At 62.3% G+C, this 17,211-nt stretch carries 13 protein-coding genes; 6 read left to right on the plus strand and 7 right to left on the minus strand.

Annotated elements, in window-relative coordinates:
• Positions 1–543: 543 nt before the first annotated feature.
• Together FHW64_RS15750 and FHW64_RS15755 are read right to left on the minus strand one after the other, a co-directional pair.
• Complete coding sequence (locus tag FHW64_RS15750) at positions 544–1,848, minus strand: sensor histidine kinase (protein ID WP_184527762.1); 1,305 nt, start codon at positions 1,846–1,848, stop codon at positions 544–546.
• Between the two features lies 1 nt (position 1,849).
• The gene (locus tag FHW64_RS15755; protein ID WP_184527764.1) at positions 1,850–2,650 is read right to left on the minus strand and encodes an acetoacetate decarboxylase family protein; all 801 of its coding nucleotides are present in this window, start codon (positions 2,648–2,650) and stop codon (positions 1,850–1,852) included.
• Positions 2,651–2,964: 314 nt separating this feature from the next.
• On the opposite strand from FHW64_RS15755, the gene FHW64_RS15760 reads away from it, so the two are divergent.
• On the plus strand, positions 2,965–4,293 hold the full coding sequence (locus FHW64_RS15760) for an MFS transporter (protein ID WP_184527765.1): 1,329 nt from the start codon (positions 2,965–2,967) through the stop codon (positions 4,291–4,293).
• Here the strand turns inward: FHW64_RS15760 and FHW64_RS15765 are convergent.
• From FHW64_RS15765 to FHW64_RS15785, 5 genes are all read right to left on the minus strand, one after another.
• Complete coding sequence (locus tag FHW64_RS15765; RefSeq protein ID WP_184527767.1) at positions 4,274–7,159, minus strand: winged helix-turn-helix domain-containing protein; 2,886 nt, start codon at positions 7,157–7,159, stop codon at positions 4,274–4,276. The genes FHW64_RS15760 and FHW64_RS15765 overlap by 20 nt on opposite strands.
• A gap of 360 nt (positions 7,160–7,519) precedes the next feature.
• Entirely contained in the window at positions 7,520–9,697 is a 2,178-nt protein-coding gene (locus FHW64_RS15770; RefSeq protein ID WP_184527769.1) for a molybdopterin cofactor-binding domain-containing protein, read from the minus strand.
• Between the two features lie 2 nt (positions 9,698–9,699).
• On the minus strand, positions 9,700–10,173 hold the full coding sequence (locus FHW64_RS15775; protein WP_184527771.1) for a (2Fe-2S)-binding protein: 474 nt from the start codon (positions 10,171–10,173) through the stop codon (positions 9,700–9,702).
• Positions 10,174–10,365: 192 nt separating this feature from the next.
• A complete protein-coding gene (locus FHW64_RS15780) occupies positions 10,366–10,680 on the minus strand; it encodes a c-type cytochrome (RefSeq protein ID WP_184527773.1) in 315 nt (104 codons plus the stop codon).
• Between the two features lie 214 nt (positions 10,681–10,894).
• A complete protein-coding gene (locus FHW64_RS15785) occupies positions 10,895–11,491 on the minus strand; it encodes a TetR/AcrR family transcriptional regulator (RefSeq protein ID WP_184527775.1) in 597 nt (198 codons plus the stop codon).
• A 100-nt stretch (positions 11,492–11,591) separates the two neighbouring features.
• Between FHW64_RS15785 and FHW64_RS15790 the strand changes: the two genes are divergently transcribed.
• The 5 genes from FHW64_RS15790 to FHW64_RS15810 all read left to right on the plus strand — a co-directional run bounded on the left by FHW64_RS15790 (position 11,592) and on the right by FHW64_RS15810 (position 17,149).
• Positions 11,592–12,803 (plus strand): MFS transporter, encoded by a 1,212-nt coding sequence (locus FHW64_RS15790; RefSeq protein ID WP_184527777.1) that lies wholly within the window; start codon positions 11,592–11,594, stop codon positions 12,801–12,803.
• 238 nt (positions 12,804–13,041) lie between these two features.
• Positions 13,042–13,788, plus strand: coding sequence for an SDR family NAD(P)-dependent oxidoreductase (locus tag FHW64_RS15795; RefSeq protein WP_184527779.1), 747 nt, complete (start codon positions 13,042–13,044; stop codon positions 13,786–13,788).
• 330 nt (positions 13,789–14,118) lie between these two features.
• A complete protein-coding gene (locus FHW64_RS15800) occupies positions 14,119–15,222 on the plus strand; it encodes an alkene reductase (protein WP_184527781.1) in 1,104 nt (367 codons plus the stop codon).
• Between the two features lie 13 nt (positions 15,223–15,235).
• Complete coding sequence (locus tag FHW64_RS15805) at positions 15,236–16,147, plus strand: alpha/beta fold hydrolase (protein WP_184527783.1); 912 nt, start codon at positions 15,236–15,238, stop codon at positions 16,145–16,147.
• A 12-nt stretch (positions 16,148–16,159) separates the two neighbouring features.
• Positions 16,160–17,149: a zinc-dependent alcohol dehydrogenase family protein gene (locus FHW64_RS15810; protein ID WP_184527785.1), complete on the plus strand. Its 990-nt coding sequence runs from the start codon at positions 16,160–16,162 to the stop codon at positions 17,147–17,149.
• Positions 17,150–17,211: the final 62 nt, after the last annotated feature.

A 17,211-nucleotide genomic window follows, 5' to 3' on the forward strand; every position in this document is an offset into this window, starting at 1 on the left:
GTCTCCCCAAATGTCTGAGGAATACACCCGGCAGTTCGAATCGCACCAGAACTTCGATCCGCAAGGTCTCGGATGCGCGGGACATCTATTGTTCGGCCAGATGGGTTGGCCTGCGAGGTCGTCATCAATTCAGACCCCTGCATCAGCGGACACTTGCGTGCACAAGGCTCGCGCCAGCAATATTCGAGAAACTCGCGCAGTCCTCAAGCTCACGGCGGTTAGAGCAGGAACGCACGCCGTTCAGGATCAACGCGATGACAGCCATTTCCGCGCGTGACGAGTGCCTGCTCAGGGCACTGACCGGTCCCATGGTGCTGCACCCAGGAACTTCGCCTCTCGCTGCACTCCGGCCGGAAGCCGGGCTTCGGTTTCAGACTCTGGCCCGGACATAGGTGCCACGCCGCCGAACGCTGCAGCTTCCGCGAGGTCGGCTGGCTCGCTGAGATTGACCAAACAGGAGCCTTGACGACCTGTCAGGCCCCACCTTGGACGGTCCGCAACGCCGCCGCCGTCAACCCCATCGACGCCGACGCTCAATCGGGACTATCGCGCTCTGGATGATATGTCCGGGAACCAGGGATGCGGATGAATGGCACGAGTAGACGGCTTCAGCTCTCCGCTGCCCAACGCACTCGACGCGCCGGCTTCCTCACGCGAGCGCGTCGCATAGGCGAGCGCAGCGGAAACACGAATCTCGACCAGCGTTCCGCCCGCCGTCGTCCTGCCAATCGTGATCTTAGCGCCGACATTGGCAGCTCGCTCCCTCATGACGGCCAGGCCGAAGTGTCCGTCTCGGCACGTGCGCTCGGCGTCTTCCTCAATTCCTAGTCCATCGTCGGTGACGGAAGCCCGCAATTCTCTCGGCGAGAAGTGCAGTTCCAAACGCACGCTACACCCTGCCGAGTGACGAAACGCGTTCAGCATGGCTTCGTGAAGGATGTTCGCAAAGTTCGCGCGAACAGTTTCAGTCAGGGACATTTCTGCCCCATGCGACAGCATGATGAACGACATGCCGCAATCACTGGCCAGTCTTTCCCCTGCGTGTCGCAGGCCTTCAGCGAGTGACATCTGCTGGGGCGACGCGCTGCGAAGTCCGAAAACTTCGTCACGTATGACCTTGAGGGTGTCTTCGGCGCGATCAAGGGCCGTATCGAGTTTTCTGCGGACGGGATCGTCCGGCGGAAGCTCCCGCGACAATCCTGCGAATCGCCAAACCAGCCCATACGCGGCCTGAAGCAGCGAGTCATGTAGCTCACGGGAAATTTGTTCCCGCTCCAGTCGTCGACTCGCTTCATCCTGCGCAACTACCCTCGAGAGCGACTCTTGACGTAGTGAAGCGACGTGCGAGCCGAACATCGCTAGGCGAGCGAGCGCTGCGGCGATGACGGTCCACAAAAGCAGCCGTTCCGGCCGACCGTCGAAGTGGAGCTCAGGGCTGTCCAGAAATACAACGAATATCAGTCCGAACCCGATGCACGTGCCGAGGCAGAAGCGGCCGAGGGTACGACCCGAGAATTGAAGGCTCGCAAGCGGCATCACATTTACGAGATTCAAGACGAAGATGAACCAGAGGTCGGGCACGAGGAGACAACCACCAAAGTCGCGGACGCAGGCTGCGACGAGTTGCAACGCCGTCGCAGTCGAAGCGGACAGCCTCTTCGATTGACCGGTCGACGTCATATGCAGCCCTATCGCGTTGACCACGAGAGAATAGGCGACCATCGCCGCAACGATCCGGCCATCGACCCTACCCAGAATCCAATAGGCAGCGAGCAGCGCACAGGTTGTGGCGTATTCGACCGCAAGCATCGCCGCGATGTATAGGCGAGACTGTCCCTCGAAGCCCATTTCAATCCCTCAGATCCTGCAGAACTCTTAGATCCTCGACGGAATAGGCCATGCCGCACCTGAAGCCGAAGTTCATCCGTAGAGGCCGAAGTGCGTCGAGTTCCTCTCCCCGCACTTCCGGCAAGGACAGGAAGCCGTGACCAATCCACATGTCGACAGTTCGCACGTTCTCGACCAAAAGCAGCGTCAGCTCGTGCATGGCTGGCCTGTGCTGCTGACCCGCAACCAACTGGGGAACGTACCTGAGCAGTGCGGTGGGCCGCTCGAAGAAGCTCCGACCGTCTTCCTCGCGCCGATCTAGCGTCACGCTGACGTCAATGAGGCGGCAACCGTGGGCCGAAGCGCTCGCCGCAAATCGGCCGCCGGGACTGACTGGTGCTGCCGCCTCGCTCCACGCCGCATAGCTGCGGGTTTGGGCGATCTGTCCAAGCTTTGTTGGCAGGCCCTGCATCCAGCCGCGCGACAGCGCTGCATCGTTGTCCGCAAAGCTAAAGGGGCAGTAGGTCACTGCGGTCTCGCCCCAGACGGCGTCGATCAAGACGCGCACCTCACGGAACTGATAGCGCGCAGGATCAAGGAATTCATCGTCCTGTGCAGTGAACTGGCTGTCGGAAAACAGAACCCGGGCGTGACCGTTAGTTGCTGGATCCGGCGAGAGCCCCTCCGGAAGCAGCGCCGCCGTCGCGACCGGATCCGCCCAAAAATCGACGCCGATGACCTCGCTAGAGTAGTGCCACGGCGGCGGCGGATTGATCGCGGCACGGCCTAGAGGCGATCGGGGAACGGCGAATCCCTTGGGCATTCGTGTGTTCTTTCCTGCGGACTAGCCGACCGCCGCAGCCACGCTGGCATCGCCATCCTTACAGCCGAAGTGGCCGAGAGGCGGATGCAGACAACCGGGTCGGAGGCGATCGGGAATTGCGACCGAACAAAGCTTAGGCTCTCGCCAAGCCGTGAACGTGAGGAAAACCTGAGGAATGTCGTCCGCTCACGCCAGACACAGCGCATGTGGTACGTTCGCAGCCGCACATACAGTAGGAGCACGACTGACTCGAAAGCGCGCCGATGCCTCTGGGCTTCGAGAGGAAGCAGCCTCACCCATCAATAAGTACTCGCATGATCCTCACACGTCGTTGGTGTATCGCCGGATTCCTCTTTGTAGCGGGCGCCCTCAACTACATGGATCGGATGGCCATCTCTATCGCCTCGCCGGCGATCATGGCCGACCTGCACGTGAGCGCGGAGCAGATGGGCTTCGTCTTCAGCAGTTTCTTCGCCGGATACGCGCTGCTGAACCTGATCGGAGGTCTGGCGGCCGATCGCTATGGTCCCAACCTTGTGCTGGCACTTTCCCTAACGGCTTGGTCGGTGCTATGCGGCCTAACAGCGCTCGCCCAGGGGTTCTGGTCATTGATTTCCCTCCGGGTCGCGTTCGGCGCCTCCGAGGGGCCGCTCGGCGCTACCGCCGCCAAGATCATCAATGCCTGGTTCCCCAAGCGCGAGCTCTCGCGCGCTTTGGCTGTCGCTACATCGGGCACTCCGTTCGGCGCACTCGCAGCCGGGCCCCTCGTAGGCGTGCTGATCTCATACTGCGGATGGAGGGTGTCGTTGACCATCGTCGCCGTAGGAGGAATCGCGTTCGCGATGGCATGGACTTTCTACTCGATGGTCCACCTACCCCGAGCCGACCGTGCTGAGCCAGTTCCTGCACAGTCCACACCCAGGCTCTCAGAGTTGCCCGATCCTGGGGTTCCCGGCCCGAGCCCGGCAGAGCGCGGCACCGAATCTGAACGAGCGGCCAGCTACTTCGGCCATCAGCTTGTCCTCGCGAACGCTGGAGCCTACTTCGCCTACACGTATCTGCTGTCCGTGTACCTCTCCTGGATGCCGACGTTTTTCGTGTCAAGGCATCATCTGAACCTTCAAGGCGCGGCGTTCGGCTCATCCGTCCCTTGGCTCATGGCTTTTGTCGGCCTCTGGGCGGGGGCGCTGCTCTCCGATCGCATCTTCAGGTCGACCGGGCGTCTTGTCTTCTCGAGAACGCTCGTGCAAGTAGGCGGCCTGCTGGTGGCGGCGGCCGGAACGGCACTCGTCGGGGAAGCACCATCGGCGCTTGCAGCGGTGGTGGTCGCGTCGGTCGCCCTGTGCTCTCTATACCTCGCGGGAACGTCGTTCTGGGCCATCGTGCAGGATGTTGTTCCAAGCACGCACGTGGGCCGTATCAGCGGATTCACGCATTTCATCGCCAACCTCGGGGGCATCGCAGGGCCGGCGTTGACTGGCTTGATCGTTCAGCGGGCCGATTCATTTCGCACGGCATGGTTTGTCGCAGCCTGCATATCAGCGGCCGCAGCACTCGCCGTCGTTTTCGCCTCGAGATCGAGACGCCTTTCGGAAACCGGGGCTCGCGACGCTGCGACCGCCTTCAACGAAGGGAGTCGATGAGTTCCCAGGCCTCTTGCCTCTCGATCGTCTGATGTCCCTCTTGAAATCGGCCGCAGACGCTTTCCAGCAGCGTCCTGGCCTCCACTCGCCGCCCCTGCGTCACCATCAGCCTTGCCATGTCCGTCGACGATCGCAACTCCAGCGAGAGGGCGCCTTGTTCGCGTGCGACTCGAATGGACACAGCAAGATCGTGCTCGGCGTCGATTGCCTCCGAAGCCACATCACCGTATCGGCTCAACATCGCGCGCGTCCTGAGGATCTCAGCCTCCCAAAGCCTTTCGTCGGTCTGGCGTATTCGATCCAAGGTCTGGTTCGTCAGTGCGAGGGCTTCGTCCATGCGCCCGGCTCTATGCAGCAAGTGCGCCAACCGGTTGCGTAGATCAACGCTGTAAGTGTCGAATGCGAAGACATGCAGGTCGTCGATGGCTTGTCTGAGCACTGACAGCTTGCGGGAATCCATCGCCTGTTCAGCATCCAGAAGTGCCAGATAGCATCGGTCGATGAGTGCCCAGAATGTCGATCCGTGTCGTTCGGCGGCGGACCTCAGGATAATCTGGTAGCGTCGTGCGGCCGCCCAATCCCCTGCAAGCAGGGCAATCGGCAGCGCGCATTCGGCGGTCACGTAGCAGATGGCCAAGGGATCATCTTCGGCAAGCGCGTCGCTTACAACCACCTCCACCAAGTCGGTTGCCCGATCAGCGAACCCGAGGAACCAGAGCACGCGCGCCAGAGTCGCCCGAGTCAGCGTGGCATGGTCGATGAGGTTGCTCAAGGGCAAGGATTGGGAACCGTGGACATAGCAACTGATCGACAAGTTCAGGTGTCGATATGCGTCCTCGTGGTTTCCGAGGTAGTGGTGGGATACGCCGACGATGCGGTTGGCCAGCATTGCTGTTTGTTCGCTCGAGTGAGCATCCGCAGCGCCCCTGTACTCTAGGGCGTACTGCATCGCGAGTGCAGGACATCCCCGGTACGTGTAGCTCGTCCAAAGGCCCCAGAGGGCGCGGATCTCGTAACCGCGCTCCCTCAGTTCGCGGGACGCCTTTAGAACGTGTGACCAAACCTCGACAGTCGCTTCGGTCGGTCCGCGCAGATAGACCAGCGAACAAGCCAAGGCCGTCCTCGTCGGCAGATTCATCCTCTCATCGTGTCCGCCATTTTCGGACGACGCCTCGAGAGCGCGCGAAGCCACGGTTATGCACTGCTCCAGCAGCAGCATCTCGTACATCAATGGCGTCACGCGAGAAGCGAGCGCGATGCCGAGTTCTTCGCGTCCCGAATCGGAAAACGCCCAGTCCAGGGCCGCTCGGGCGTTGTCCCATTCAGGACGAAACGAGACAAGCGCGAACTCGTGGATCGAATCGCTTGTCTTGAATGCCGCTGTGTCCAATTGCTCCAAGTAGTACGTGGCATGCGCGGCGCTGACTCGCTCAAACTCGCCCGACTCCTTGAGCATCTCGAGCGCATAGGCGCGCGTCGTCTCCAGAAATCGATAGCGCCTGTCTGACCAATCCGCGTCGATCGCAATCAGGGACTTAGAGACAAGGGCGGACACCAGATCCAGCGCCTCGAAATCGGAGAACTCTCCATTCGACACGACCCTGCACGCCGACGCCAGCGTGAACCCTCCTGCGAAAACGGCGAGTCGTCGAAACAGGACGCGCTCGCTCTCGCTAAGAAGTTCGTAGCTCCATGCAAGCATCGCGCGCAATGTCTGGTGCCGTGGCAGTGCCGTGCGCTTTCCGTCGACGAGGATGGCAAGGACGTTCTCAAGTCGCTGCGCGACTTCCTCGATGCCGATGTTGTCCGCACGCGCCGCAGCCAGTTCGATCGCAAGGGGATTGCCCTCCAAGCGCCTACAGATCTTGATGATCTGCTCGCCGACGGTCGAGCTCTTCATGTACCGCGCCTTGCCCACGACGGAGCGATCAATGAAAAGTTGCGTAGCACCGCATTCAAGGAGGCTGGCCACCGGTTGGAAATCCGCCGAAGGCAGCCGCAGCGGTGGCACCGGGAACAGGTGCTCGCCGTCGCCGCGCAGAGGCTCGCGGCTCGTCGCAAGCACCGTGACCACGGCGTTCGAGCGCACGATCGTCTCCGCCGCCGTCGCGGCGACCTTGATCACGTGTTCGCAGTTATCAAGTACGACAAGAACGGGACGGCTTCCAAGGCTCTTGGCGCGAGCCTGAAGCGTCGTATGCGAGCCTCTCCCTATCCCGATCGTCGAGACGATGGCTGGCGCGACGTCGACGGCGTTGACGATGGACGAAAGGTCGACGAAGAAGGCGCCCCCGTCAAAGTCGCATAGAGATTTCCACGCCACTTCAAGGGCGAGGCGAGTCTTGCCGATGCCGCCAGGACCCGTCAGCGTGACAAATCGCTGGCGTTGAAGCAGAGTCGACAATTCAGCCAGCGTATCCTCACGCCCGATCAAGGCCGACGGCGAAGATGGCAAGTTGCAGGCTACCTCGGCTTCCGAGTCTTCGCGACCTAAGGCGTCACGCGGCTCTTGGGCGACCGGCTCGCTCGACGTGCCGATCGACGCGACAATTCGATACCCGCGCCCAGAGTAGGTTTTGAGATGGCTGCGATCCGCGCCCAATGCCTTGCGCAACGAGGAGATCTGCCACTGAAGGGTGTTTTGTTCAACGACCCTGCCCTGCCACACCTTATCGAGGATCTGCTTGTTAGAAACCAAAGCGCCCTTGGCATCCACAAGCACTGACAGCAATGCCAATGTGCGACGGCCCAGCGGCACGACACGACCGTTGCGGACAAGCTCGCCGGTCGCCAGACTGACTTCCGACGTGCCAATGCGAATATGCCCGGCTCGGTCGTCACCGGACGGCGCGGGTTTGGGTAGCATTTGCCTCGTTCAGCTCGTCCATAGTTCCCGTGGCCCCTCGCCGGGGCAGTGGCGGCAACCGAGCATCGCAGACATGCGACGCCCGTTCATCGATGTGCCTAGTCTACAAGAGTGACCCTCATTCTGTGGGTCGAGGCTTGGCACATTCCGACGTGAGTGGCGGCTTCAATGACGATATAGCGTGAGCCGCGCGCCGACGCTTGTGCCGAGGCTCAACCATTGCCGCGAGAGGCAGTGCGCCAGTCTCGGTACGATTCGTCGCTCGACTCCAACCAGCTGTTCCGACTCCTGCGTGGAGGCAGGAACTGACGAGGCGCGAACTCCCGGGTAGAGAACGTCCCCGCCGCGGGAGCTATGCGTCTAGGCCGCCAGCGATGCGGGCTTCACTGGCAGCGCGTACACGCGTTTTCCTGTAGCTGCGAAGATCGCGTTGACGAAGGCCGGACCCAAGCCCGCCGTGCCAGGCTCCCCAATGCCGCCAGGCTTTTCCGCGCTGCGAACCACTTCGACGTCGATTTGCGGTGCTTCGCTCATTCGCAGCATACGGTAGTCATGGAAGTTGCTCTGCTGCACTCGGCCATCCTTCACGACAATCTCGCCATAGAGCGCGGCAGTGAGCCCAAAGTTGATGCCGCCCTGGATCTGCGCGACGACGGTATCGGGATTGACGACGGTGCCGCAATCGACGACACAGCTCACCTTGTTCACCTTGATCGTGCCGTCCGATTCGACGCTCAGGTCAACCGCTTGAGCGAGCACGGTGTCCCAGGCATAGAGCAGTGCGATGCCCTTGCCGCGCCGGGGGGCGAGCGGTTCGCCCCACCGGGAGATCTCCGCGGTGCGCTGAAGTACGTGGCGTGAACGTTCGTCACGACTCAGGAGCGCCAGCCGATAGGCGAGAGGATCCTTGCCCGCGCGATGCGCGAGTTCGTCCATGAAGCTCTCGATGGCCAGAAGATTGCGTGTTGGTCCCACGCCGCGCCAGAAGCCACTCGGGATCGGGCCGTCCTCGCGGACGAACTCGGTACGAACGTTGGGAACGTCGTATGGGAACGTCACCGCCCCATCGGCAGCATCGATGTCCACGCCATCAGGCTTGATCCAGGCTGGCGCGAACACGCCCAGATTGGATGGCCCGCTTGTCTTGTGCGAGATCGCGACGGGCAGGCCCTCCGCGTTTAACGACGCGGTGATCGTGTGCGCGTAGTGGCCGCGATGCGGCTCGCGCTGTATGTCCTGCTCGCGCGGCCAGACCACCTTGACCGGATAGTTCACTTGGCGAGCGATCAGCACTGCCTGATCGACGTAGTCGTGATAAAGCCTGCGGCCGAAACCGCCACCTAGCAGAAAATTATGCAGCGTCACTTTCTCAGGCGGCAGGCCCAGCAATTGGGCTGCTCGGTCGCGAGCGCGTGCAGGCACCTGAGTGCCTACCCAGATGTCGGCACCATCCGCACGCACATGCACAGTGCAGTTGGCAGGCTCCATCGTCGCGTGCGCCAGCATCGGGTTCGAATAGTTCGAACTCACGCGAGCCGGATCGGCGGCAATGACCTTGAGGGCATCACCGTCATTGCGGGCAACTACACCGGGGCGACCGAGCGCCAGGGACATCAGCTGGTGCAGGTCATCCGTGGACAAGTGGGCATTCGGCCCTTCGTCCCAGACGATTTCAAGGGCTTGAGTGCCGCGTTGCGCGTACCAGGTGTTCTCGGCGATGACGGCGACTGCATCGTCGATCTTGACCACGTCAACGACACCGGGCAACGCCTTCGCCTTGCCGTCGTTCACCGACTTGACTCGTCCGCCAATAACGGGCGACACCACGATCGATGCGAACTTCATCCCCGGAACGACAGCGTCGATGCCGAACAGTGCCGTGCCGTCGGTCTTGCCCTTGGCGTCGAGGCGCTTGACAGCCTTTCCAATCACCTTGAACTCGCTCGCCGGCTTGAGCGGAATGTCTTTCGGCATTGGCAACCGCGACGCGCGCGCGGCAAGCGCCCCGTAACGCAACCGCCGGCCCGACGGCCCATGAATGACTTCGCCGCGCTCCGCACGACAGGTTGACGCTGCGACGTTCCACGTCTGCGCCGCCGCGTTCACCAGCAGAATACGCGCGGCGGCACCTGCCTGTCGCATCGGCTCGTGCAAAGTACGGATGGACGTAGACCCGCCCGTGAATTGGTCACCGAACGGTGCGCCGTAGGCCTTCACATCGGCGGGAGCGTGTCGCAAGACGATGCGCTCCGGATTCACTTCGAGTTCCTCGGCGATGAGCATGGCGATCGAGGTGTATGTCCCCTGCCCCATTTCGATCTTCGCCATGGTGAGCGTGATCCGGTCGTCGGATTCGATCTGTACGAAGGCGTTCGGCGCGAATGAGCTCGCGCTTGCGGCGGCGGCAAATTCCTGCAAGAGGTTCACACCGATGGCGAGGCCAGCCGCGACGGCGCCACCAGTCTGCAGGAGTGCACGCCGCGAAGCCGACGCGGGTCCCACGTCGTTTGCCGGGCATTTGAAAATTTCGAAAGCCATGGTCACGCTCCCCTCTTCAGGATCGGTGACACAGCCGCCGCTTTGATGGCCTCACGAATGCGTGAGTAGGTGCCGCAACGACAGATGTTGCCGGACATGGCCTCGTCAATCTGCGCGTCGGTCGGCTCGGGATGCTTCGCAAGCAACGCCGAGGCCGTCATGATCTGGCCCGATTGGCAATAGCCGCACTGCACGACTTCTTGCGCGAGCCATGCGACCTGTGTTGCCTTGCCGGCGGGTGCCTCACCGATCGCTTCGATGGTTGTGACACGCTTGCCAGACAGGCTGCCGATAGGCGTGACGCATGAGCGCGTGGCGACGCCATCGACATGGACGGTACACGCTCCGCACAGACCGAGGCCGCAGCCGAACTTGGTGCCCGTCATGCGCGCGACGTCGCGCAATGCCCACAGCAAAGGTACGTCCGGCGAAAGGTCGAACGCCTGGGGCTTTCCATTGAGATGAATCGAAATCATGTGGTTTCCTTGAGTCGATCGGGCGTCCTCACGCCGATCGCTGGTGAACAGAAGAAGGCAGCAAGAGGAGCGCGAGGCGCATCGACGCATGCGGCGTTGCGGGGGCTTGGACCTCATCGCTCCTGATCTTGGCGCACGGAGACCATTGGTCCAATCGTGCCGGAAGGCACTTGACCATCCGCCTAGACCGCGTCACTGCGACAAGATCCAGGCGGCCAGCGTGCGCGCGTCCGCGTCGTTGACGGAAGCGTTTGGGGGCATCGGGGTCGAGCCCCACTTGCCCTGGCTGCCTTCGCGCACGCTCGCGGCCAATCTGTCGGCGGCATTCGGCGACGACTTGTACTTGACGGCGATCTCCTTGAATGACGGCCCGACGACTCGGCTGTCAACCGCGTGGCAGGCAATGCACTGAGCGGACGAGGCGAGCGCAGCGCCGTCCGCGGCGCGTGCCATCGACGCTGCGATCACTCCGAGTGATAGCACTGCTGCGATGAAGGATGGGGACATCTTGATCTCCTGAACTGCGAGACCTCGATTGATACCTGTGGACTCGTGCTGCCGCATGTCTCAAAAGTCATGCCGTCCGAGCCACCTATTGCGACTACCGAAATGCAACGTTCGTCACTACGCTGCTGCGTCAGTAATCCTCCATCGATCGCGATTGAACGACCTGATCATGTGCACGCACCGCAAAGCCTCGCGAGTGGCGCCTGGCAATCTATCAGCGCTTCGAGGGCCCGACGAAGGGCCACGAACGCAACGCGAGCGCGACTACACGGTGAAGCTGCCGGCGCGCCGCTCCCGCGCGCGCCTGCGTGGCCGTGCCCTGGGCGATGACCATCGCCAGCATTGCCAGGTCGGCAGGATTCGCATCCGCTGCGAGGTCGCCATCTTCTATTGCCGCCTCAAGACGCATACGTACGGCGTCGCGCACCGCTGCGCGACGGTCTACCAACTCCCGATGCATGGAGGCCTCGCCCTCGTCCGGCAATGCCCCGTGCACGCCAAGACAGCCCCATGGATGGTCCGGCAGCGTCTGCGAATCCACATAGCCGTACAGCAGATGCTCCATCGCGAGACGAGCGGTCGGTTGCCGAAGCGACGAACCGATGAACCCCATGAAATGCTCGTCGTAGTAGTCAAGCGCCTTGCGGAAGAGTTCTTCTTTGTTGCCGTACGTGGCGTACAGGCTGGGCTTGGTAATTCCCATCGCGTCGGTCAGTTCGCTGAGCGACACGCCCTCGTAGCCTTTCTCCCAAAAGAGCTCCACAGCCCTTGCCAGGGCTTCGTCGGGGTCGAATTCCTTATGCCTTCCCATGCGCTCAATTTTATACCGATCCGAATAAAAAACCCCGAAGAGTCAAGTGTTTTATACCGACCAGTACTATACCGACCGGTATTGAATTACAGAGTACTTCATGAGCAACACTGATCTCACCCCAGGCATTGCGGGGCGCCTCCCGCACAACACTTCAGCTCCCAAACCGTGGCGAGCAGTGCTGTCCGTCGCGTTCACTGCGAGCGTCTTTTGCTCCTCCGAATTCCTTCCCGTGGGCCTGCTTCGCTTCGTCAGCGCGGGTCTGCATGTGAGTGAGGGCCTGGCGGGGACCATGGTCACGGTGCCCGGGATTCTGGCGGCGATCTCGGCTCCGCTCATCACCATGGCTGTCGGCAACCTTGATCGGAAGCGCGTGCTACTGGGCCTCGGGCTCATGTTGGTTCTGTCGAACCTCCTCGGCATGATTGCGCCCAACTTCGCGACGGTGCTGCTGGGCCGGGTGCTCTTCGGCATCGGCCTCGGCGGCTTCTGGGCGATCGGAGCCGGCCTTGGAGGACGCCTGGTCTCCGCCGAGTCCGTTGGGAAGGCCACTTCGACGATCTTCGCTGGGGTTTCCATCGGCATGCTTGTCGGCGGCTCCGCCGGCGCGTTGATCGGCGAGGTTCTCGGCTGGCGAACAGCATTCACCGCGTCGCTGGCGCTTTCGTTGCTCTCATTGGCCGCCCAGGCCACCTTCCTCCCCACCTTGCGAGTCGATCAGCGATTGAAGGCCCGCGACCTGATCGCCATCACCTTGACGCGAGATGGGCGCGTTGGGCTGCTGGCGATGCTGCTGGTGCTATCAGGGCAATTCGCGACCTATACGTACATCACCCCGCTGCTCGCGAAGGCCTCGGGCTTTGACGGCAAAGTTATCTCATCCATCCTCCTGGGCTACACGCTAATCGGAATGCTTGGCAACTTCATTGGCGGCGCTGGTGCAGGACGCAACGTGAAGAACACGCTAGCGGCCACGATGCTGTTCTTTGCCCTGCCGGTCGCGATCTTGCCCTTCGTGGCAGCGTCGCACGTCGGCGTGCTGCTGATGCTCGCCATATGGGGGATTGCCTACGGCGCCATGCCCGTGGCGCTGCAGATGTGGATGGTTCGTGCCGCACCGAACGCGAGCGAAGGCGCGATGGCCCTGTTCGTCGCCAACTTCCAGATCTCCATCGCGCTCGGGTCGTTCCTTGGCGGCCTTGTTGTCGACGGCTTGGGCCTGGGCAGTGCGATGTTTTTCGGTGCCCTCGTCGGCGCGATCGGGCTGACGATTTTCTGGCTTGGGGCCAGCGGTCGGCCGAGTCGCAGCTGAGCCGGGGGCCTTAAGGCGGGCCTTTGACATGCCTACGAGGCATGGGCATGGGCCAACAAAGTCTTTCTCAAACAGGCTGTCAGTCCCTAGATTTCATTCCATCGAGTTGCCAGCGGCGAAGCACAAGCCAACCGCGGCAGATACCTCATGGCACTGGAAGCCCAGGCCCGTCGAAGTGTTTCGACCCAGCGCGTCGGCATGGAGCCGAGCAGCGCCTCTTCAGTTGAAAGGATTCATCATGTCCCGACTTAATGGCAAAGCCGCCCTTGTCACCGGCGCCTCACGCGGCATCGGTCGCGCCACCGCTCTTGCACTCGCCAACGACGGCGCGCTAGTCATCGTCCACTACAGCTCTGCGGCTGCTGAAGCGCTAGCCGTCGTCGATGAGATCGTCCGTGCGGGAGGCAAGGCGACGGCTGTGGGCGCCGATCTCGGCACTGCCGACGGGGCGCATGTGCTCGCCGCAAAGGTTCGCGAGATCGTCGGCAATCGGCTCGACGTCCTCGTCGCCAACGCCGGCGTCTCGAACGCCGCACCGATCGAGGATCTGTCGGTCGAAGACTTCGACAAGCTGTTCGCAATCAACGTTCGCGCACCGTTCTTCCTGGTCCAGCAACTCCTGCCGGTGCTCGGCGATGGCAGCAGCGTCGTGCTGCTGTCGTCGCTCGCAGCGCGCGCAGCGGTCGGCACGATCTACGCATATGCGGCTACGAAGGGTGCCATCGATACCCTAGTCAAGCACTTCGCATCGGCTCTGGGCTCTCGCGGCATCCGCGTGAACGCGGTCGCGCCCGGCATCGTCGCAACCGATATGTCTGCCTTCACGAAGACCGATGCCGGCCAGCAGTTCGCACTTGGGATCCAGAGTCTCAAGCGCGTTGCGCATCCGACCGACATTGCGCCTGTCATTGCCTTCCTCGCGTCGGACGACTCGCGCTGGGTGACGGGCGACACGATCCACGTCGACGGAGGCTCCAAGCTCTGAGCCTCCGCCTTGGCGGCAGCCGCGCTCGCCGCCTGCTGTCCAAGCCCCTTGCGACGTCTGGGCGACGTCCTGGATAAGCCGGCAACCCTATCTCGAAAGAGAGGGTTGGTGAGGTGCCACGCGGGGATTGGTTCGTCGGACTTACGCCGCGACGATGTGATGACGCGAGGGATCGCGATGCATGCGACTCGCCGCAATCAACAGATGTTGGCCGCAGTCTGGAATGAGTCATATCCGAATCAGCGTCTTCTGCGGTCGTTTTGGAATACCTAGATTCACCACCAGGTTCTCACCTACCGCAATCAATTCGTTCACTGCAAAGGAATCGCAATGTCCAACCTGTTCTCACCCATCAAAGTCGGTGCCTACGATCTGTCGCATCGCGTTGTGCTCGCCCCAATGACGCGTCTGCGCACCAACCAGCCGGATGACATCCCGAGCAAGATGATGGCCGACTTCTACGGCCAGCGTGCCTCTAGAGGCGGCCTCGAGATCGTCGAAGGCGTGAGCATTTCCATTACCGCTCGCTCATACCTCGGCGCCGCGAGTTTCTTCCACGACGGCCAAGTTGCCGGCTGGAAGGCTGTCGCCAATGCGGTGCACGCCAAGGGCGGCCGCGTGTTCATGCAGTTGATCCACGGTGGCCGCCAGAGTCACGTGGAGATGACCGGCGGTGTCGCGCCTCTCGCACCTTCGGTCGTCCCGTTCGAGGGCGTCGCGCTGACGAAGAACGGGTTCGTTCCGGCCTCGCCTCATCGCGCGATCGAGCTTGAGGAGATCCCAGGCATCATCGAGGAATTCCGCGTCGCCGCGCAACGCGCGAAGGATGCGGGCTTCGACGGTGTCGAACTGCATGGTGCGAATGGCTACCTGGTCGACCAGTTCATCCAGGACGGCAGCAACAAGCGCACCGACGCCTACGGTGGCCCGATCGAGAACCGTGTGCGGTTCCTGCGCGAGGCTGTCGAGGCGCTGATCTCGGTGTGGGGCGCCGACCGCGTCGGCGTGCGCATCTCGCCTTCCGGCGAATGGGGCGACCTCTCGGACAGCAATCCTGAAGCGACCTTCAGCTACGTCGCCAAGGTGCTCGACGGCTACAAGATCGCCTACCTGCATGTGATCGAGCCGCGTATCAAGGGAGACGACACGCTCCATGCGGGTCACCCGCCAGTCGCCTCGTCATACCTGCGCCCTTATTTCAAGGGCCCGATCATTGCGGCTGGCGGCTTCGACCGCGACGGTGCGCAGGCAATCATCGAAAAGGGTGACGCGGATCTCGTGGCATTCGGCCGCCACTTCACTTCCAACCCCGACCTGCCGTACCGCCTGCAGCACAACCTGCCATTGACCCCATACGTGCGCGCCGCGTTCTGGGGCGGCGACGAAAAGAACTACAGCGATTTCCCCACGTACGAAGAGGCGCAGGTCGCCTGAAGGAAAACACATTGTGAGTACGCATGACAATCAGACCGCACCTACGCAATACGTCGAAGCCGGTGGCATCCGTTTTGCCTACCGCCGCTTCGGCAGGACCGGTCGCATTCCGCTCGTGTTCAATCAGCACTACACCGGCACCATGGACTACTGGGACCCTGCTGTCACCAACGGTCTGGCCGCGCACCGCGAGGTGATCCTGTTCAACAACGCCGGCATATCGAGCAGCTCCGGCGAAGTGCCTGAGTCGATCGACGAGATGGGCGCCAACGCAATCGCCTTCATCCGCGCGCTCGGCCTCACGCAGGTGGACGTTCTGGGTTTCTCCATCGGAGGCATGGTGGCGCAGGAGATCGCGGTGCAGGCCCCGCAACTGGTGCGCCGCCTGATTCTGGTCGGCACCGGAATGCGCGGTGGCGTCGGCATTGCGCCGATGACGGAGGAGGCCGCCGCGATTTTCGGGGCCACCTACGATCCGCCCGAGAACCTGTGGCTGTCTGTGCACTTCACGCCATCACCCGCCAGCCAGGCCGCGGGCCGCGCCTTCCTGAAGCGCAAGCACCTGCGCCAGGAAGGACGCGATCCGGAAGTGAACGAAAGGGTGGGCCCTGCGCAGATCGCGGCTCTGGGCAAGTACGGCGAACGTCATGAAGGGGTCGCGGACTACCTCAAGGGCATCGCTCAGCCCACGCTGATCGTGCAAGGCCACAACGACGTGATTGCACCGACAGTGAACTCGTACACCATGCAGCAGACCCTCCCTAACGCCCAACTGGTCCTGTACCCCGACGCCAACCACGGCTCGTTCTACCAGTACCCGGCGCTCTTCGTGGCACACGCCGAGCAATTCCTGTCATGGGAACTGCAGAACGATGTCTCCACGGAGGAACGCCTGCCGTTCCCGGCCCAACAACCCTCCAACTGAAGCAAAAACATCATGGCACGCTCCATCCAATTCGCCGCCCCGGGCGGCCCGGAAGTCCTTCAATTCGTCGACGCGCCCGTGAAGCCGCCCGCGGCCCACGAAGTGCGCATCCGCGTCAAGGCGATCGGCATCAACCGCGCCGAAGCCATGTGGCGAGTAGACGACTACATCGAGCCCGTCAGTTTCCCCGCGGGCCTGGGCTACGAGGCGGCCGGCGTTGTCGACGCTGTCGGCGAGGACGTCAAAGGCATCGCGGTCGGTGACCAGGTCAACGTCATGCCCTCGTTCTCGATGAACCAATACACGACCTACGGCGAGGTGATCGTGATGCCGGACTATGCGGTCATCCCGCAGCCCAAGTCGCTGAACTACGAGCAAGCCGCCTCGGTGTGGATGATGTTCGTCACGGCCTATGGCGCACTGATCGAGACCGCGAAGGTCGGCCCCGGCGACTTTGTCGTGATTCCGGCGTCCTCCAGCAGCGTCGGCCTCGCGGCGGTCCAGATCGCCAACTACGCAGGCGCCACCACGATCGCGCTGACGCGCACTTCGGCCAAGCGGGACCAACTCCTCGAACTGGGCGCCGGACACGTGATTGCCACGGAAGAAGTGGACCTGGTGAAGGAGATCGAGCGCATTACTGAAGGCAAGGGCGTGCGCGTCGTGTTCGACCCGGTCGGGGGACCGACTTTCCAGAAACTGGTCTCGCTGCTTTCCTTCCAAGGCATCGCCTTCATCTACGGTGCGCTGAGCCCCGAAGCAACCGACATTCCAGTGCTCAACATGCTTTCGAAGATGACGACCATTCAGGCTCACAACATCTGGGGCACGAGCGGCGATGAGACACGCCGCAACACCGCCGTCGACTACGTGTTGAAGGGTCTCGAGAGCGGAAAGCTCAAGCCAGTCATCGACCGCACCTTCAAGTTCGACGAGATGAAGGACGCGCACCGCTACCTCGAGCAGAACGGTCAGTTCGGAAAGATCGTCGTGAAGGTCTGATCGGGCCCGCACGCTCGTCGCCACGTTCGCTTGCTTAACCAGGCGCTGGCGCGAAGCCGCGC

It is taken from the genome of Variovorax sp. Sphag1AA, assembly GCF_014192575.1.
Lineage (GTDB): Bacteria > Pseudomonadota > Gammaproteobacteria > Burkholderiales > Burkholderiaceae_C > Variovorax.